We start from the raw sequence: 17,776 nt of genomic DNA on the forward strand, positions 1-17,776 counted from the left end.
CTGTCTGGCGGCGTTACTTGCTCAGCATGAACAGGGCCTGATTGCCAAAGAAATTGGCAAAGCCGGAATGACTGTCCATGGAAACGCGTGATCCGCTTTCATTCAGCACCATGGATCGTTCGATCTTAAGGTTCATTTCTTCGCACATCGCGACGAAATCGCGCACGGTGCAGAAGTGAATGTTGGGTGTTTCATACCACATGATCGGCAAGTTCGGGTTCTGCGGCATGCGACCACGGAACATCAAATCAAACCGTGCACGCCAATGGCCAAAGTTCGGAAAAGACACAATCGCCTTGTTACCAATGCGCAGCAATTCCGACAGGACTTCTTTCGGGCGATGGGTCGCCTGAAGCGTCTGGCTGAGGATCGCGTAATCAAACGCCCCATCGGGATAATCGCCCAGATCGCGGTCGGCATCGCCCTGCATCACCGGAAGGCCTTGGGCCACACAATTGCGCACACCTTCGTTGGAAAGCTCAAGCCCGCGACCATCAACATTCTTGGTCCGGGTCAGGTAGCCCAGAAGTTCACCGTCGCTGCAACCAATATCCAAAACTCGCGTGCCCGGTTCGACCATATCGGCAATCAGCTGAAGGTCGACACGAATCCGATCACTATGGGTCACCGGTGCTGCGCCATTGGTGGCATTTGAAACAGTATGGTTCATGATTATTTCAGCCCCCGGCTTTCAGCAGCACCTTCGATAAAGCCGCTTAGCACCATATGGAAGTCCGGCTCATCTAGCAGGAAGGCGTCATGGCCCTTGTCGCTATCAATCTCGACGCAGCTGACATTGCACGATGCCGCGTTTAGCGCATGGGCAAGGGTGCGGCTTTCAGCGGTGGTAAAGCACCAATCACTTGAAAACGAAATGATGCAGAACCGGGTTTTGCAGCCGGTGAAGGCATCGGCCAAACGCCCATCATGCTCGATCGACAGATCGAAATAATCCATCGCGCGCGTGATATAGAGGTAACTGTTGGCATCAAACCGGTCGACAAAGCTTTTGCCCTGATGGCGCAGGTAACTTTCGACCTGGAAGTCATGATCGAAGCTATAAGTAATCGACCCGCGGTTCTGAAGCTTGCGGCCAAATTTGCGATGCAGGGCAGGCTGCGACAGATAGGTGATATGTGCTGTCATGCGCGCAACCGCCAAACCACGCGCGGGCTTTTTGCCTTCAAGCAGGTAATTGCCACCACACCAGTCCGGATCGGCCATAACCGCCTGACGGCCGACTTCGTGGAAGGCGATGTTTTGTGCAGAATGGCGGAAGGATGTGGCAATCGGAGCTGCGGCAAAAACGCGCTCCGGATAGCTTTTACACCATTCAAGAACCTGCATGCCGCCCATCGATCCGCCGATAACAGCAAACAGGGTATCGATCCCAAGCGCATCAATCAGCATGGTTTGCGCACGGACCATATCGGCAATGGTAATGACCGGGAAATCCAGTCCCCAGGGTTTTCCGGTGGCCGGATTGGTGTCCTTTGGGCCAGTACTGCCAAGGCAGCCACCGATCACGTTGCTGCAAATGACGAAATATTTGTCGGTATCAATGATCTTGCCGGGGCCAACGATCTCGCGCCACCAGCCTTCCTTGCCAGTGATCGGATGGACATCATCGGCAACATATTGATCACCGGTCAGGGCATGGCACACCAGAATGGCGTTGGATTTTTCGGCATTAAGCGCGCCGTATGTCTGATAGGCCAGTGTGAAGGGGCCGAATTCAACACCGCTATCAAGGCGCAGTTTATCCGTTTCCCCAAGCACCATGTGATGGCCGGGAAGCGGTGGGCGCTTTTCTGTATTGGCAGCGGTGGACATGGACGTTTGTTTCCCTGTTTTTCGTGATTCTTCGCGCGAACGGGTATCGATTTTTGTAATTGTTACCCGGTTTGCGGAAAATTCGCCTGTTCTAGCTATGAACCAGACCCGGTTTAGTCAATCTTTTCTTTGCATTTCTGCGGCCCTGTCCTAATACTGTGCGCCGTTCCAAAGAAGAGTAGATTATGGCGTCTGACGATAAAAATTTGGCAAATCTTGACCTTGACGGGCTGCGTGGCGAGATCGACGAGATCGATCAGGCGCTGCAATCCCTGATCATCCGCCGGACCAAAGTTGTGCAGGCCGTCGGGGCCTATAAGGACCGCGTGATCGCCGCAGGTGGTAAGGTAAAGGTACCTTATCGTCCGGCCCGCGAAGCCCGTATCATGCGCACATTGGTCAGCCGTCATGATGGTGCCTTTCCGAAAACAGCCCTTATTCAGATCTGGCGCGAAATGATCGCAGCCGGCACCCGGCTTGAAGCGCCTTATACGGTGGCACTATGCCGCAATGCCGATGGTCTGGATTGCTGGGAACTCGCACGTCTTAATTTTGGTTGCCTGAACGAGATTGTCGAATTTGATACACCGCGCGAAGCGTTCAGCGCGCTTGAAGAAGGCCGCGCTGCTGTTGGTGTGTTTCCGAAGCCTGAACTGGGCGAAGCCATGCCATGGTGGACGCTTCTGACCGATGACAGTGCGGTCAAGGTTGTCTCGAAACTTCCATTTGGCGGACGCCCGGTTGGCCGGGGTGAGCAGACCGAAGGCTTTGTTCTGGCAGCAATTGATCTTGAAGACAGTGGTGATGACCGGACTCTGTTCGTTGTCAGCCTGTCGCGAGAGATTTCGATGGATACCGCGCGCAAAAAAATTGCGGATGCCATCGACGGGGCGACAATCCTTGGCTTTTCTGATGATACGGCCTCGGAACGGCGTTTTGTTCTTGTTGATGTACCGGGATTCTTTTGTAATCGCGCCGATGCGTTCGACGCCATGCTGGCCGAGCAGGGGCTTAGCCCCGAAAGCCTGCGCATTGTCGGCACCTATGCTGTGCCGATCGCCGAAGACGCACTGAGCTGAAAAAATCATTGGAAGGCCATAATGGCCGCCACTTCCTCTGGGAGAATATACGTTATGTCTGCGCCCACCCCACGCCCCGGTATCCTTGATATTGCCCCTTATAAAGGCGGTAAATCCAGCTCTGGCAGCGCCCAGCGCGTGATCAAGCTGTCATCCAACGAAGGTGCCCTTGGCCCAAGCCCCAAAGCCATGGAAGCGCTTCGCAATACCGCAAGCCGCCTGCACCGTTATCCGGATGGCGGTTGCGATTTGCTGCGCAACAAGCTTGCTGAAAAATACGGTCTTGAAGTCGACCAGCTCGTTTGCGGTGCCGGTTCTGATGAACTGCTGACCCTTCTGATCCGTGCCTATGCCGGTCCGGGCGATGAAGTTCTTTATTCGCAGCACGGCTTTTTGATGTATCCGATTGCTGCCATGGGGGTTGGCGCAACGCCCGTAACCGCACCTGAAACCAACATGACGACCAATGTTGATGCCTTGCTGGCTGCGGTGACCGACAAGACCAAGATCGTCTTTGTTGCCAACCCGAACAACCCGACGGGCACCTATATCACCGATGCTGAAATGAAGCGTCTGCGTGATGGTCTGCGCGAAGACATCGTTCTGGTGGTTGATGCGGCCTATGCCGAATTCATGACCGGTCAGGAAGATTATTCTGCCGGCGAAGAACTGGTCAAAGCAGGCAACAACACGGTCATGACCCGCACCTTCTCCAAGATCTATGGTCTTGGTGGCATTCGTCTGGGTTGGTGCTATGCGCCGCCGGCAATTGCTGATGTGTTGCAGCGTCTGCGCAACCCGTTCAACGTTCCGCTGCCGACCCAGGAAGCAGGTGTTGCCGCCCTTGATGATGATGATTTCGTCAATGATTGCGTGCGCCACAATGCGGAAACGCTGGCCTGGTTCCGTGATGAGATCAACGCTCTTGCGGGCCTGAAAGCACATCCGAGCTATGGTAACTTCGTGATGGTCGAATTCCCGACCGTTGCGGGTAAAGACGCAGATGCCGCCAATGATTTCATGATGGAACGCGGTGTGATCCCGCGTAAAATCGGTGCCTATGGCTTGCCGCAGATGCTCCGTGTATCGATTGGCACGAAGGAAGAAATGGATATCTGCCTTCAGGCCATCAAAGACTTTGTGAACCAGTAAAAATGACCAATACCGCATCCCAACCGCTGTTTGAAACTGTCGCCTTTATCGGCATGGGCCTGATTGGCTCATCCATGGCCCGTCGCATCAAGCGAGACGGCCTTGCCAACAAAGTTACCTGTGCGGTTCGCTCAGAAGCGACCCGTGACCGTGTGCTTGAACTTGGCATTGCCGATGAGGCCTATTGCGACATCAAACAGGCGGTTGGTGACGCGGATCTGGTGATGATCTGTGCGCCGGTCGGTGCCAACGAAGCCATCGGCGCACAGCTTACGGGTGTTTTGAAAAAGGGTGCGATTGTTTCCGACGTCGGGTCGGTCAAACAGTCAGTCATTCGTGATATCGCCCCGCATCTTGACGAAGGTGTTCATTTCGTACCGGGTCACCCGCTTGCCGGGACTGAGCATTCCGGTCCGGATTCCGGTTTCCCGGAACTGTTTGAAGAACGCTGGTGCATCCTGACCCCGATCCCGGGCGAAAGCGACGCGGCCAGGGACAAGGTCAAAGCCCTTTGGGAAGCGTGCGGCATGTATGTTGAATGCATGGATGCCGATCATCATGACCGTATTCTTGGCATCACGTCACACCTACCGCATCTGATTGCCTACACCATTGTCGGTACGGCAACCGATCTTGAAGATGCGCTGCGTCAGGAAGTAATCAAGTTTTCCGCGACCGGTTTCCGTGACTTTACCCGAATTGCGGCATCCGACCCGACGATGTGGCGCGACGTGTTTTTGAATAACCGCGAAGCCGTGCTTGAGGTTCTTGGACGTTTTCAGGAAGACCTGATGGCCCTGCAACGCGCCATTCGCTGGGGCGAGGGCGAAAAGCTGTTCGAGCTGTTTTCGCGCACGCGTGAAATTCGTCGCGGCATTGTTGATGCCGGTCAGTATTTCGCGAACTTCTCGGCCGAGGGTGAAGACCGCCATAGTGACGAAAAGGGCAAGAAGAAGCCCGCTGAATAATTCTGGACTGACCGGCATACTGCGGGTCATCCTGTGCGGCCTATCAAGCAGCCCCACCAAGCTTGACGGACCGATCTAAGGGGATAGTCATGTCTGCCACCAATCATCCGGCCTTTGGCCGGATTATGCCGTTTGTGTTTGTGTTTCTCTGGAGCACTGGCTTCGTTGGCGCGAAGTTCGGCCTGCCCTATGCCGATCCGTTTGTTTTCCTGTTTGTCCGTTTCGTCATTGTCCTGATCCTGATGGTACCGGTTGTTGCCCTGATGGGTGGCAAGTGGCCCAAAACCTGGCGCGAAGCAGCCCATATCGGGACGGCCGGTGTGCTGGTGCATGGTGTTTATCTGGGCGGGGTTTTCTGGGCGATTGATACGGGGCTTCCGGCGGGCTTGGCGGCATTAATTGTTGGGTTGCAACCAGTTGTCACGGCATCTGTGGTTGGATCATTGTTGGGCGAACGGGTTTCGCTGCGCCAGTGGGGTGGTTTGATCCTGGGTCTTGTCGGTGTGGCCCTTGTGCTATTGCCAAAGATTGGTGACGGGGTTGGCATCACGGCCTTTGGCATCGGGCTTGCGGTTGCGGCCCTGTTTGGTATGACGGCCGGTACCCTTTATCAGAAGCGCTTTTGCACGGGCATGGACCTGATGGGCGGTACGGTGGTGCAGTATGTTGCCGCCAGCGTCTTTGTCGGTCTTGTCGCCCTGTTTAAAGAACCGCTGACCGTGGAATGGAGCATGGACTTCATTCTGGCGATGGCCTGGTTGGTGCTGGTTCTGTCGATCGGCGCGATCATGCTTTTGATGGTGCTGATCAAGCAGGGCGAAGCCACCCGTGTGGCGAGCATGTTCTATCTGGTGCCGCCGACGGCGGCCTTCTTTGCCTGGGTTCTGTTTGATGAACAACTGGGTCTTTTGGGCTTTGCCGGATTTGCCATTGCAGCACTTGGGGTGGCATTGGTGATCATGAAGCGTTAGGTTCCCGTAAATATCAGTTCTAACGAATGCTTGCCTGCCGGAGGAAAGAGTGACTGACGCCCGCGAAAAATGGGTATTTGGATATGGATCGCTGCTGTGGCGGCCGGGGTTTGACTTTGTCGAACGGGCCCGTGCACTGCTGCCGGGATATCATCGATCCTTCTGTATCTATTCGCATCATTATCGCGGCACCCCGGAAAACCCGGGCTTGGTCCTTGGCCTGAATGCGGGTGGGGAATGCGTTGGCAATGCGTTTCGGATTGATCCGGGCAAATGGAATGCGGTGAAGGCCTATCTCGACGAGCGCGAGCTTGTCACCAACACCTATATCCCAGTCGATGTTGAGGTCGAACTTGACGACGGCCGCAAGGTGATTGCGCATACCTATGTCGCTGATCCGACCCATGAACAATATGCCGGGAACCTTCCGGTCCGAACGGCGGTCGAGATCATCGTTGCGGCGCATGGCAATGTCGGCCCGAACCTTGAATATTTGGAAAACACTGTGTTGCACCTTGATCAAATGGGGATCGTTGATCCACCGCTGCATGACCTGATGGATTTGGTGCGCCGTGAATATGGCGAGATCAATATGGGGGCTGGCATCTGATGGCGCAGTCCAACAGTTCGACCGCATCGACCCAGTCTGCGGGCGATAACACGCCGATGACGGTTGCCTATTTGATGTTGATTGCGTGCGCGATGATGTGGGGTTCAAACCATGTCGTGGCGCGTGGTGTAAACGCGACTGTTCCGTTTGAGGCGCTTTCATTCTGGCGTTGGCTGATTGCAGCGATGCTGCTGTTCCCGGTTTGCTTCAAACATCTTGGCCGTGACCTACGCGTGATGGCGCAGCATAAAATGTCGATGTTCCTGATCGGCTTTACCGGCGTGTTTCTGTTCTCTGTCGTGATTTATCTTGCGGCCTATAACACCACGGCGGTCAATACCGGTCTTCTGAATGCGACCACACCAGTCTGGGTTTTGATCTTTGCTGCGGTTCTGACTGCGGATAAGCCAAAACTTGGCCAATGGGCCGGTGTTTTGATCGCAGGTGCCGGAACTGCGACCATTATTGCCAAAGGCGATGTGTCGGTCTTTGCGCGCATGGATTTCGTATCGGGTGACGTGTTTGCCACGATCTCGGCCATGGTCTGGGCGGCCTATTCCATGTTGCTCAAGCGTGCCCCAAAGGTGCATCCGCTTAGCCTTGTTTTCGTATCTGCCCTGATCGGTCTGGTCTTCCTGACCCCGCTTTATATCTGGTCGATTGTCGTTGATGGGGAACCGTTCTTTACCCATCTTGATCCGGCATGGCCTGATTTGCTGAAAATCTTCTATATCGCGGCAGGTCCGGCATTCCTTGGTTATCTGTTCTGGAACAAGGGTGTGTCGATTGTTGGTCCGGCCAATGCGGGCGTGTTCCTGTATCTGATGCCGGTCTTTGCCAGTGGTCTTGCGATCATCTTCCTTGGCGAAGAGTTGCATCTTTACCATTTGGGCGGCATCAGCCTTATTGCCTTTGGCATCTGGCAGGCAACGCGACGCAAAGCCTGATCAAGGACCATCAAACAAACAGCAAAAAGGCCGGACTGCTTGGTGCATGTCCGGCCTTTTTGTTTATGCGATCAGTTGGTGCTGATCAGAAATGCTTTGCGCCTATTCCGCGGTCTCAGCCTTGGCCTTGCTGTCGCTCTTGGCTTCTTCAGCTTCGATATCGTCGGAGGTCAACATCGGCAGATTGAATTCATGCTGCGCTTGGTTTTCAAGTTCCTTGGTGCGCGTATCAATCCGGGTTTTGATTTCCTTCATGAAGGTCTTGCGATCAAGATCAGGCTCAATCGGCTTCATGAGTTCCATGGTCACCTGACCACCATACTTCATAAAGCTGTGACGGCCCCAGAACATGCCGGAATTAAGCGCAACCGGGATGACCTTGTAATCGGGGAAGGCCTTATAAAGCGCATAGATGCCCGGATGATACGGGCGGTTTGAACCGGGTGGGGTGCGCGTCCCTTCCGGGAAAATGATCACCTGACGGTTTTCCTCAAGCGCCTTTTGCGCCCCCTTGATCATGTCCTTAAGGGCGGAGCCACCAGCAGACCGATCAACGGCAATTTGGCCTGAAAGGGTCAGGAACTGGCCAAAAACCGGGATCTTGGTCAGTTCTTTCTTCAGGATATAGGCCGGATCCTCAACCACCGTATGGAAGGTCAGCGTTTCCCATGCGGATTGGTGCTTAGCGACCAGAATGCAGGGGCCCTTGGGCAGATTTTCAAGCCCGGTGATGCGCCGACGCATCCCGACAGAATAGCGCAGCATGAACTGGACCAACCGGCACCAGGCATGACCAACGAACTGGTTGGCTTTGCGCCCAAACAGCATCAACGGGATCAGGCTTAGGCACAGAACAGCAGTTCCGCCGAAAAACAACACGTTAAACAGTAACGCGCGGAGCGCTCTCATTCAGAAAAATCCTTCATAGGTCTCGGGTCCGTGACCCTCAGTATTTCCTGCTTTGTAACAGCAATATGGCAATCGGAAAACGTTGATTGTCACCCGTCTTTGCCCGTCGCATTCGACGCTGAATAGTCCTGCTGCTGCGGGGCTACTTCGTTGGGGCCGCGCAATGCGGAGCGGTCACCGTCGGGCAACCAGGTCAGCAAAGTGTTGCGCAGGCTGGCAAAGACATACTTGTTATATTCGCTGGCAATCAGGGCCGTGCTGCCCGGGAAACGCCACCAATTGTCGATTTTGACGTTATCGGGGAAAACCGGGTGTGCAATGATTTCGACATCGGGCATCAGGCTTCTGAATTCCAAAAGCGATCGCGGCATATGGTAATTGGCCGTGACGATACGAAGGCTTTTAAACCCTTCTTCATAGACCCAGACAGCGGTTTCAATCGCATTGCCGCGCGTGTTTTCCGCAACATGGCCCAGCACCACACAGCAGGCCACAAGGCGTGGGTCGGATTTGCCAACAGACAGAAGTTCGTCGACCTCAACCCCGCGATAGACGCCGGAGATGAAAAGCTTTTTGGCCAGACCCCGGGTCAAAAGACGGCGTCCCTCGGACAGGCGTTCGCTGCCGCCGGTCAGAACGACAATCGCATCGGTGCGCTGATCGGGGTTGTCGACCGTGGTTGGGATGTAATCAACATACCAGATGAAACCGGCCGCCCAGATCAACCCGCAAAAGATCAGGGTCGATAGCAAAAAGCGAAAACGGCGAAAGCGGCGACGTTGCTGCACACTAAGTGGTGGCTTGCTCATGAATGCGTGCCCAAAAGTCGGTGTGCTGGCATGTATTCTGATCTCCTGAGGTGGCCAAACCCATGATCCCAAAAGGGAAGATGTTTTCAAAAGGACTATACGGAGGCCGGATCGACGTTACAACATCCGGTGTAGGACACGCAGCACGGTGCGGGTGGCGGTGATGCCTGCGACCATGGCAACGATAAAGGGAATGGCGACAATCAGGGCAATGAAAGTCGGGCTTAAAACCAGTGATGGGATCGGCCAACCGGCCCGCATGCCAAGCCATGCAATCAATGCCGAAACCGGAAGCGCGATCAAAAGACCCAGAAGCGCACCAAAGAACGCCAATCGCTGATTATGACGCCCGAACTGACGCGCGATATAGCCATCCTGTGCGCCGATCAGATGCAGCAATTCAATGATGCGATGATGGATCGAAAGCCCCGAACGCGTGGCAAAAACGACAGAAAGCATGGTCGCGCCAAACAGAACAATGATCAAAACGGCCAAGGCAAGTTCGACCGAAAAGGCGACATCGGCAATCCGTTCGATCCAGATGCGATGATCATCAAGCACGGCTTCGGGCGCGATCATGCCCAAGCGGCTTTCCAGCGCATCATAGTTAAAACCGGTTTCAGGCGTGATTTCGATGATGCGCGGGATGGGAAGTTCGCTGACAACTTCATCGGGGCCCAGCCACGGCTCCAAAAGGGCTGCCATGGTATCGGGGCTCAATTCCTCGATCCGGGCGATGCCGGGCAGGGTTGAAACCTGTTCGATGATGCTATCGACTGTGCCTTGCAAAGCTTCTTCGCGTTCAATCGGGCTGCGATTGGCAAGATCAGTTGGCGGTACCTGGATCGACAGGCTGCCTTCAATCTGGCCGGACCACTGGCCGACACTGTCATGCAACGCAGCCAGGCCGACGATGGAAAACGTCAGCAGGGCAACCATCAAAGCAACGATACTCGGCAAAAAGCGCGAGGATGAATTGCTTTCAAGCGGTAGATGCGATGGTGGTGCGCGAAAAGCCATGATCGTGTGTTGGTCCTGATGATCTGGTTGATCTTGTTGTCGCGAAACTCGGGTACCGAAAGTCTTCAGCCGCTATGGGTGACGTCGTGTAACGTGCCACCTTCCAGCAGCCACTGGGTATGACCAAACCGTCTGACCAGTTGCCGGTTATGGGTGGCAATCAGAACGGTCGTGCCCAGCTTGTTCAGTTCTTCAAACAAATATAGCAAACGCATGGCGATTCGATCATCAACGTTCCCGGTTGGCTCATCAGCCAGAAGAAGGGCCGGGCGACCAATCACGGCGCGCGCGATGGCAACACGCTGCTGCTGACCACCCGAAAGCCTGGATGGTTGCGCATTGATGTGATCGCCAAGACCAACCCATTCGAGAAGCTCGGTCACGTTTTTGCGGATCTGAAGGTCTTCGACCCCGGCAACGCGCAATGGCAACGCGACGTTTTCAAACGTTGTCAGATGGTTGATCAGACGGAAATCCTGAAACACGACGCCGATCTTGCGGCGAATTGCCGGCAATTCTTCGCGCGGGATGCGGATGTTATCGCGGCCAAATATGTTGATCTCGCCGCGCGTCTGGCGAAGTGCCAGATATAAAAGACGCATCAGTGTCGATTTACCCGCACCCGATGCACCGGTCAGGAAATGGAAACTGCCGCGACCCAGCGAAAAATTAAGGTCGCGCAGAATTTCCGGTCCGGATTCGTATCGGACCCCGACATTCCTGAAACTGACAACTTCGGTCAAAATCGGTGCTCCATCTGGCAGAATGACGGTTTGCTTGGGCCGTGGCCTTTGCAATTGTTAACGGGTTTCTAAATGGTTTGACAGGGGGATAGGCCCTTGCTGTCATCACATTATCGAATATGAATGTAGCAGATTGGCTGGCTTTTCCTTTGCTTTGCGATGCCATGATCGTGGCATTTAGGCAATGGTTTGACACCCAAATCCGGGCAGCTTCTGTTATCTGTGCTTAACAGTCTGTTAAATCGCGGCTATTTACATATAGTGTAGATCACAACTGACGGGTTTGGGGGAACGTCAGTCGGTGATAGTTTTATGCCCTCCCATGTTTGATGCCGCTGTCATCGAAATGCCAGGTTTGCAATGATCATTACTTGCCCAGAGTGTTCCAAGAAATACTCAGTTAAGACAGAAGCCATCGGCCCCAAAGGCCGAACCGTGCGCTGTAAAAGCTGCGGCAATAGCTGGTATCAGGACCCGCCCGGCGTAAAGAAAGCTGCGCCAAAGCCCGCACCGCAGAATGATCTTCCGCCGCCGTTCAACGAAGACGGCGCGCTTGGGGCTGATTTCAATGCCGACCAGATGGGGGGCGGTCAGGTTGACCCGGGCTTTGAAGATGCAGACAAAATTCCAGATCCGCCTCCCATTCCGCAGCAGCTGATCCGCAATAATCCGAAGCCGGAACCCAAAAAGAAAAAGGGTATCATCGGCTGGCTCATCTTCCTGCTTTTGTTGGGCGGGATTGGTGCTGGTGGTTATTTTGCCAAGGATCAGGTCATCGAAATGTGGCCGCCAATCGCCAAGGTCTATGACATGGTGGGCCTTGATGTTCCCCATGTTGGTGAAGGTCTTGATATCCGCGAATTGCCGCCGACCCGTGAAGACGAGGACGGTGTCGATGTTCTTGTTGTCCGTGCCGAGATCGTCAATATCAGCGAAGAGCCGCGTGCTCTGCCCTATCTTCTGATCGAACTGCTTGATCCGCTCGATCGTGTGGTTCAACGCAAGAAAGTCCCGCTGATCTATGATGAGACGATGGTCAGCACAGGTGCAGAAATGCCGATGGAACAGCAGTTCCTGCCGGTTGGTGAAACGCTGACGGTGGAAACCAAAATCCGCCGTCCGAACCCGACCGCGACCCGCTTGCAGGTTACCTTCCTTGATCCGCGTGAAGCGGTCGAGCCATAAGGTCAGACCCGATATTCATCAAAAAGGCAGCGTTTGAAATGCTGCCTTTTTTGTTGATGACGTTAGGATGGTTCGTTCCGGGAAAGGGCATCAGAACCGTTTTAACAGCCGGTCGATATATTCCTGTTCGATCTGCGGGCGATCCGGGTCGCCGGACCGACGACGAAGTTCCTGCAAGATGCGCCAGGCGCGTTCGAGCGTGTTTACATCCGGGATGATTGTTGTGCCATCGCCCCCAACCGGACGACCCAGTGGGTCACGGCGACCAGATCCTTCAAGGTCTTCAAGCATCGGTGCCATCTGGCTCAGCCCTTCAAGCGCGCGGCTGATTTCACCAATACCTTGTTGCAGGGCATCCATGGCTTGGCGCTGATATTGAAGGGCCTCGTGCGATCGGTTGTGTCCTAAGGCCTCTGCCGCGCCGCGCATCGCATCAATGACCGAATTCATGCCACTGACGTCACCAAATTGGCCGAGGCCTGGATTCTGCATGATGTCACTAGCGTCATCTGCCAATCCTTGTTGCTGATTGGCGCGTGGGCCGGGGCCGCTCTGATTGTTTGAAACGTCACCCTCATTCATCAAATCTTGCTGGCGGCGTGACAGATCGCGCATGCCATCAAGCATCTCACGAAGTGTGGATGTGATATCCATGCCGCCTTCACCCGTGGTGACCTGCATGTTTTCAACCAGTTCCCGCAACCGGTCGATCAACTGGCGGGCTTCATCACGTGCACCGGCCCGCATCAGGGCATCGATCTGATCAATGATGCGTGACAGGTCTTGTTGTTCAAGGGTGGCGGCTGCCTGTGGTTGGTCCTCAGATGCCTGCGGGCTTTCACGGGTGAGTGCTGCCAGATATTCGTTCAGGGCTTGGCGATATTCATCAATCAGGCGGGCAATTTCGGCTTCGGTCACATCCGGGTTGGCCAAAGCTTCAAGCAGGCGTTCTTCGGCCTCCATCAGATTGCGTTCAGCAATGCCATAGCTTCCACGTTCAATCTCTTCGGCGATATGCCACAGAAGCCCTGCAACATCCTGATGGACGGCGCGGTCATACATATTGGCAGCCAACCGGTTCTCGGCCACCGACAGGGCCAAAAAGACGCCGATATGGCCATTAAAGGCCTGCGGGGCATAGAGGACGGGCAAGATCGCCTGATGCATCTCCAGCGCCCGGTCGGGATAGCGCAAAAGCCCCCGACGAATGGCAATCAGCTTTTGCGCGACCGGGTGGCTAAATTCCCGCTCAGGCAACATCAGAGATCTGACATCACTTTCGGCACTTTGATCGGCATTGTCGCGCGATACCATCTGGATATTGACCGGAAGGCCCGCCCATGGATGGGCCACCAGATCGACAAAGCGCGGTCCTTCAATCCGGGTTGGCATCGCCGATGAAGAGGTACCTTCGCCCTTCAGATCAATCGAGATCTGCTCAATCGGGCCATATTGGCCAATCGCACCGTCTTCCGGGGCGGGGGTAATGATCAGATCAAGCTCGGCCAGGCCGTAATCGTCATTGGCAATGTAATCAAGGCGCAAATGATCGCGGCGGGTCACTGTGGGTGGGCTAACGAATGACAGGCTGGGTGCCTTATCTGCCAGAAGCTCGATATTCAGTGTCAGGCGGTCATTGCCCCAGACCGATATCTTCCATTCACCCGATTGTTCGATCGCGGTAGACAGCACATAGCTGTTCTCACTGCTTTCGGTAAAGGCACGTTCGCCATCCGGTGCGGTCAGGGTCGGGGCCCAGATGCTTGAGATACTGCCATCAAGTGTCGATCCGGCGGGAACCTGAACCGAAATTACCTCGCTGGTTTTGCCATTTTGACCGTCGGTGGTGTCGGTCGTGCCGGTTTGCGGCGTATCACCTGATAAGGCACTAAAGCGTAAAACACGCGGTACCTGCCCTGTATAAGCCGGTGGGGTCACCCAAAGGGTTGCGCTGAAGTCCGCTGCCCCAAGACGCTGAAGCGGGCTGAAGGCCTTTGAAAAGCGTTCCGAGACATGGTTAGCACCCGCCATCAGACCAACAAACAGCAACAACACCGGAATGGCGGTCAGGCCAAACCGGTCAATGCGGGTAATCGCCGGGATCGGATGGGGCAGGCGCAGTTTGGCAATTGCTGCTTCATGCAGGCCAAGCTGGCGTTGCCACAAATAGCTGGTCAGCGGATCATCGGTATCCTGAATATGGTCTTCAAGACTTTGCAGCGGATTGTTTTCAAGGCGGTTTTCAATCTCGATCCGGTGCAGGATGTCACGTCTGGTGGGCCAGCGGAAATTGCGCCATGGGGCAACCACCGTCACCATCGTTGCCACCGACAGGACCGAAAGCAACATTATATGACCGGTCGCAGGTAGGAACTCAAACGCCCCGGTCAGCGTCAAGCCAACCGTGAGCACCACAACAGAAAGCGACGGAATCAAGCAGGGCCAAACCGATTCCCACAGCATAATCATGCGCGTCTTGCGCACATGACGTTCCATTCCGGGATACGGTGGTATCAGCGACATGCGTTAGCTGGCCCTTGATTGCCAATGCGCTGCGCGGGTAATCGCAACGCTTACCCTTTAAAACTTGGGGTTTTGACAGGGCGGGTCAAGCTGTTCGATGCGGGGACGGTCAAATAAAAAGGGCAGCTCAGATGGTCTGAGCTGCCCTTTTTGAATTTTAAAATGCGCGGCAAACGTTATTCGTTGCTCAACCATGCCGGGACCTGATCCATTTTGATCAGATCTTCGATTTCCTGACGCGGACGGACGATGGCAAAATTATTGCCCTTCACCAGAACTTCCGGGGTCAGCGCACGGGTGTTGTAAGTCGATGACATGACAGCGCCATAAGCACCCGCCGACATCACAGCAACCAGATCGCCAGCCTTCAGGCTATCGGGAAGCTTGCGGTCCTTGCCAAACGTGTCACCGGTTTCGCAAACCGGGCCAACCACATCGACAACTGCCTGTTCTTCGCCTTCGACCAGCTCATCCACCGGGATGATTTCGTGATAGGCGCTATAAAGGGTCGGGCGGATCAGATCGTTCATCGCCGCATCAAGAATGACAAAGCGTTTTGCTTCACCGTCTTTGATATACATAACGCGCGAAACCATGATCCCGGCATTACCGGCAATCAGACGACCCGGCTCAAGCGTGATGTGACAACCAAGATGGCCGACCGTTTCACGCACCATCTGCCCATAGGCGTCTGGAAGCGGCGGGGTTTCACCCTGATAGGCGATGCCAAGACCACCACCAAGATCAAGATTGCGGATTTCAATGCCTTCGGAACGAAGCTGTTCCACCAGATCAGCAAGGCGGGTGAACGCTTCGCGGAACGGTGCCAGATCGGTCAGCTGTGATCCGATATGCATGGCAATACCGGTAACCTCGATACCGTCCATGGCGGCGGCATCACGGTACACTTCAATCGCACGGGTCCAGTCGATGCCGAATTTGTTTTCAGCCTTTCCGGTTGCGATTTTCTCGTGGGTTTTGGCATCCACATGCGGATTGACGCGCAATGCAATGCGGGCCTTTTTGCCCATATCGATGGCAACGCGGTTTACTTCCTGAAGTTCAGGAATGCTTTCAACGTTGATCTGCGCGATATCGGCTTCAAGTGCCTCGCGAATTTCGGCTTCGGCCTTGCCAACGCCCGAAAAGATCACTTTGCTGGGGGGCATGCCTGCACGCAATGCGCGGCGCATTTCACCAACCGAAACAACGTCCGCACCCGCACCCTGATTGGCAAGAGTCTTCAGAACAGCTTGGTTGGAGTTGGCTTTAACCGCAAAGCATACGGTCGCATCCAGTCCTTCGAACGCATCAGCATAAACATGATAATGGCGTTCAAGCGTTGCCGTCGAATAGCAGAAGAACGGAGTGCCGACTTTCTCAGCCATCTCCGGGATCGAGACACCTTCAGCGTGAAGGACGCCATCAATATATTCAAAATGGTTCATTTTGCCGGGTAGTCCCTTGGATATTCGTAACCTTTGTCGGTCGGCGGTTCGAGCGGACCTTTTTTGCCGCAGGCCGCAACCGAAAGACCCAGCATGACTGCCAGCGTGATCACGGTGCCGCGTTTAAGCAAAGCGACGTTCATTTCAGAAACCTTTCCTTTGCTGCCACAACGGATTCCTTCACGCGAACCGGTGCAGTACCGCCAAAGCTTTGGCGGGCGGCAACCGATGCTTCGACGGTCAGGACGTCATAAACCGCATTGGTGATTTTCGGCTCAATGCCCTGAAGGTCTTCAAGGGCAAGCTGATCAAGATCGCAACCTTTGCTTTCTGCCAGTTTCACGGTCGCGCCAACCACATGGTGCGCATCACGGAACGGCATGCCAAGTTCGGCCACCAGCCAATCGGCAAGATCGGTTGCGGTGGTGTAACCGGCACCGGCTGCAGCGCGCATGTTATCGGCATGGACCTTCATATCGGCAACCATGCCGGTCATGGCAGCAACGCACAGACCCAGATGGTCATGGGCTTCAAAGACCGGTTCCTTGTCTTCCTGCATGTCCTTGGAATAGGCCAGCGGAAGGCCCTTCATCGACAGCATCAAGGAATTATAGCACCCAACGATGCGGCCGATCTTGGGGCGGATCAGTTCGGCGGCATCCGGATTACGTTTCTGCGGCATGATCGAAGAGCCGGTCGAAAACTTGTCAGACATGCCGATGAAACGGAACTGGGCGGAGCACCAGATCACCATTTCTTCGGCCAGACGCGACAGATGCATGGCGGCGATCGATGCGGCATTGAGGTATTCCAGCGCAAAGTCACGATCCGATACCGCATCCAGCGAGTTCGCGGTCGGGCGATCAAAGCCAAGCGCGCTTGCCGTCATGTGACGATCAATCGGATAAGGCGTACCGGCAAGGGCGGCCGAGCCCAGCGGGTTTTCATTCACACGCGTGCGGCAATCGGCAACGCGTCCACGGTCACGACCAAACATTTCAACATAGGCCAGAAGATGATGGCCAAAGGTGACCGGCTGGGCTGCCTGAAGGTGGGTGAAGCCCGGCATGATGGTTTCAGCATGGGTTTCAGCCTGCGTGATCAGGGCATCCTGAAGGCCCTTAAGACCTGCTTCAAGATCGCCCAAGGCAACGTCACGCACCCACAGTTTGAAATCAGTTGCGACCTGATCGTTACGCGAACGTGCGGTATGCAGGCGGCCTGCCGCCGGACCGATCAGCTCGCGCAGGCGGCTTTCAACATTCATGTGGATATCTTCAAGCGCGCTTGAGAACTGGAAATTGCCACTCTCGATTTCTTGAAGAATTTGGTCTAGACCGTTGGTTATCTTTTCGCCATCTTCTGCAGGAATGATGTTCTGCTTGACCAGCATGGCGCAATGGGCTTTGGAGCCCTGAATATCCTGGGCGTAAAGGCGCTTGTCGAAACCGATGGAAGCATTGATTTCTTCCATGATGGCCGACGGGCCAGCTTCGAAGCGGCCGCCCCAAAGGGAGTTTGCGTTTTTCTGGTCGGTAGCGTTTTGATCGGTCATTGTGATCCGCAGTCTGGAAAGGTG

Annotated in this window: 17 protein-coding genes; 7 read left to right on the forward strand and 10 right to left on the reverse strand. The window is 54.9% G+C overall.

Features of this window, described 5'->3' with window-relative positions:
• Nucleotides 1-13: 13 nt before the first annotated feature.
• Both metW and metX read right to left on the reverse strand, forming a co-directional pair.
• A complete protein-coding gene (gene metW, locus ACMZ66_RS12310) occupies nt 14-670 on the reverse strand; it encodes a methionine biosynthesis protein MetW (RefSeq protein WP_416937501.1) in 657 nt (218 codons plus the stop codon).
• Nucleotides 671-672: 2 nt separating this feature from the next.
• On the reverse strand, nt 673-1,782 hold the full coding sequence (gene metX, locus ACMZ66_RS12315) for a homoserine O-acetyltransferase MetX (RefSeq protein ID WP_416937688.1): 1,110 nt from the start codon (nt 1,780-1,782) through the stop codon (nt 673-675).
• A gap of 257 nt (nt 1,783-2,039) precedes the next feature.
• Here metX and ACMZ66_RS12320 point away from each other — a divergent pair, with 257 nt between their 5' ends.
• The 6 genes from ACMZ66_RS12320 (at nt 2,040) to ACMZ66_RS12345 (ending at nt 7,560) form a co-directional block, all read left to right on the forward strand.
• Nucleotides 2,040-2,912: a chorismate mutase gene (locus ACMZ66_RS12320; protein WP_416937502.1), complete on the forward strand. Its 873-nt coding sequence runs from the start codon at nt 2,040-2,042 to the stop codon at nt 2,910-2,912.
• 54 nt (nt 2,913-2,966) lie between these two features.
• The gene (gene hisC, locus ACMZ66_RS12325; protein ID WP_416937503.1) at nt 2,967-4,064 is read left to right on the forward strand and encodes a histidinol-phosphate transaminase; all 1,098 of its coding nucleotides are present in this window, start codon (nt 2,967-2,969) and stop codon (nt 4,062-4,064) included.
• A gap of 2 nt (nt 4,065-4,066) precedes the next feature.
• Nucleotides 4,067-5,032, forward strand: coding sequence for a prephenate/arogenate dehydrogenase family protein (locus ACMZ66_RS12330; protein ID WP_416937504.1), 966 nt, complete (start codon nt 4,067-4,069; stop codon nt 5,030-5,032).
• 89 nt (nt 5,033-5,121) lie between these two features.
• Nucleotides 5,122-6,003 carry a DMT family transporter gene (locus ACMZ66_RS12335; protein ID WP_416937505.1) on the forward strand — a complete coding sequence of 294 codons (882 nt, stop codon included), beginning with the start codon at nt 5,122-5,124 and terminating at the stop codon, nt 6,001-6,003.
• A gap of 49 nt (nt 6,004-6,052) precedes the next feature.
• Complete coding sequence (locus tag ACMZ66_RS12340; RefSeq protein ID WP_416937506.1) at nt 6,053-6,613, forward strand: gamma-glutamylcyclotransferase; 561 nt, start codon at nt 6,053-6,055, stop codon at nt 6,611-6,613.
• Nucleotides 6,613-7,560 (forward strand): DMT family transporter, encoded by a 948-nt coding sequence (locus ACMZ66_RS12345; protein ID WP_416937507.1) that lies wholly within the window; start codon nt 6,613-6,615, stop codon nt 7,558-7,560. Before ACMZ66_RS12340 ends, ACMZ66_RS12345 begins: the two co-directional genes overlap by 1 nt.
• Before the next feature lie 102 nt (nt 7,561-7,662).
• Here ACMZ66_RS12345 and ACMZ66_RS12350 read toward each other — a convergent pair whose 3' ends face one another.
• The 4 genes from ACMZ66_RS12350 to ftsE all read right to left on the reverse strand — a co-directional run bounded on the left by ACMZ66_RS12350 (nt 7,663) and on the right by ftsE (nt 11,041).
• Nucleotides 7,663-8,469, reverse strand: a complete 807-nt coding sequence (locus ACMZ66_RS12350; protein ID WP_416937508.1) for a lysophospholipid acyltransferase family protein — start codon at nt 8,467-8,469, stop codon at nt 7,663-7,665.
• Between the two features lie 89 nt (nt 8,470-8,558).
• On the reverse strand, nt 8,559-9,278 hold the full coding sequence (locus ACMZ66_RS12355) for a YdcF family protein (RefSeq protein ID WP_416937509.1): 720 nt from the start codon (nt 9,276-9,278) through the stop codon (nt 8,559-8,561).
• Nucleotides 9,279-9,395: 117 nt separating this feature from the next.
• Nucleotides 9,396-10,298, reverse strand: coding sequence for a cell division protein FtsX (locus ACMZ66_RS12360; RefSeq protein WP_416937510.1), 903 nt, complete (start codon nt 10,296-10,298; stop codon nt 9,396-9,398).
• A gap of 65 nt (nt 10,299-10,363) precedes the next feature.
• A complete protein-coding gene (gene ftsE, locus ACMZ66_RS12365) occupies nt 10,364-11,041 on the reverse strand; it encodes a cell division ATP-binding protein FtsE (protein ID WP_101245378.1) in 678 nt (225 codons plus the stop codon).
• A 360-nt stretch (nt 11,042-11,401) separates the two neighbouring features.
• Between ftsE and ACMZ66_RS12370 the strand changes: the two genes are divergently transcribed.
• On the forward strand, nt 11,402-12,226 hold the full coding sequence (locus ACMZ66_RS12370; RefSeq protein WP_416937511.1) for a DUF3426 domain-containing protein: 825 nt from the start codon (nt 11,402-11,404) through the stop codon (nt 12,224-12,226).
• 90 nt (nt 12,227-12,316) lie between these two features.
• On the opposite strand, the gene ACMZ66_RS12375 is transcribed toward ACMZ66_RS12370, so the two are convergent.
• The 4 genes from ACMZ66_RS12375 to argH form a co-directional block, all read right to left on the reverse strand.
• The gene (locus ACMZ66_RS12375; protein WP_416937512.1) at nt 12,317-14,749 is read right to left on the reverse strand and encodes a DUF4175 domain-containing protein; all 2,433 of its coding nucleotides are present in this window, start codon (nt 14,747-14,749) and stop codon (nt 12,317-12,319) included.
• A 176-nt stretch (nt 14,750-14,925) separates the two neighbouring features.
• Nucleotides 14,926-16,197 (reverse strand): diaminopimelate decarboxylase, encoded by a 1,272-nt coding sequence (lysA, locus tag ACMZ66_RS12380; RefSeq protein WP_416937513.1) that lies wholly within the window; start codon nt 16,195-16,197, stop codon nt 14,926-14,928.
• Nucleotides 16,194-16,340 carry an LPS translocon maturation chaperone LptM gene (gene lptM, locus ACMZ66_RS12385; RefSeq protein ID WP_416937514.1) on the reverse strand — a complete coding sequence of 49 codons (147 nt, stop codon included), beginning with the start codon at nt 16,338-16,340 and terminating at the stop codon, nt 16,194-16,196. Before lptM ends, lysA begins: the two co-directional genes overlap by 4 nt.
• On the reverse strand, nt 16,337-17,752 hold the full coding sequence (argH, locus tag ACMZ66_RS12390; protein WP_416937515.1) for an argininosuccinate lyase: 1,416 nt from the start codon (nt 17,750-17,752) through the stop codon (nt 16,337-16,339). The genes lptM and argH overlap by 4 nt, the downstream gene beginning before the upstream one ends.
• Between the last annotated feature and the right edge of the window lie 24 nt (nt 17,753-17,776).

Origin of the sequence: Thalassospira sp. (assembly GCF_048059015.1) — a bacterium.
Lineage (GTDB): Bacteria > Pseudomonadota > Alphaproteobacteria > Rhodospirillales > Thalassospiraceae > Thalassospira.

What these genes read in the sequence shown, in the direction of transcription:
- lysA (WP_416937513.1), bottom strand. Translation starts at nt 16,197, where the DNA reads ATGAACCATTTTGAATATATTGATGGCGTCCTTCACGCTGAAGGTGTC.
- ACMZ66_RS12350 (WP_416937508.1), bottom strand. Translation starts at nt 8,469, where the DNA reads ATGAGAGCGCTCCGCGCGTTACTGTTTAACGTGTTGTTTTTCGGCGGA.
- hisC (WP_416937503.1), top strand. Translation starts at nt 2,967, where the DNA reads ATGTCTGCGCCCACCCCACGCCCCGGTATCCTTGATATTGCCCCTTAT.
- lptM (WP_416937514.1), bottom strand. Translation starts at nt 16,340, where the DNA reads ATGAACGTCGCTTTGCTTAAACGCGGCACCGTGATCACGCTGGCAGTC.
- ACMZ66_RS12330 (WP_416937504.1), top strand. Translation starts at nt 4,067, where the DNA reads ATGACCAATACCGCATCCCAACCGCTGTTTGAAACTGTCGCCTTTATC.
- ACMZ66_RS12360 (WP_416937510.1), bottom strand. Translation starts at nt 10,298, where the DNA reads ATGGCTTTTCGCGCACCACCATCGCATCTACCGCTTGAAAGCAATTCA.
- ACMZ66_RS12370 (WP_416937511.1), top strand. Translation starts at nt 11,402, where the DNA reads ATGATCATTACTTGCCCAGAGTGTTCCAAGAAATACTCAGTTAAGACA.
- ACMZ66_RS12355 (WP_416937509.1), bottom strand. Translation starts at nt 9,278, where the DNA reads ATGAGCAAGCCACCACTTAGTGTGCAGCAACGTCGCCGCTTTCGCCGT.
- ACMZ66_RS12375 (WP_416937512.1), bottom strand. Translation starts at nt 14,749, where the DNA reads ATGTCGCTGATACCACCGTATCCCGGAATGGAACGTCATGTGCGCAAG.
- ACMZ66_RS12345 (WP_416937507.1), top strand. Translation starts at nt 6,613, where the DNA reads ATGGCGCAGTCCAACAGTTCGACCGCATCGACCCAGTCTGCGGGCGAT.
- argH (WP_416937515.1), bottom strand. Translation starts at nt 17,752, where the DNA reads ATGACCGATCAAAACGCTACCGACCAGAAAAACGCAAACTCCCTTTGG.
- metW (WP_416937501.1), bottom strand. Translation starts at nt 670, where the DNA reads ATGAACCATACTGTTTCAAATGCCACCAATGGCGCAGCACCGGTGACC.
- metX (WP_416937688.1), bottom strand. Translation starts at nt 1,782, where the DNA reads ATGGTGCTTGGGGAAACGGATAAACTGCGCCTTGATAGCGGTGTTGAA.
- ACMZ66_RS12335 (WP_416937505.1), top strand. Translation starts at nt 5,122, where the DNA reads ATGTCTGCCACCAATCATCCGGCCTTTGGCCGGATTATGCCGTTTGTG.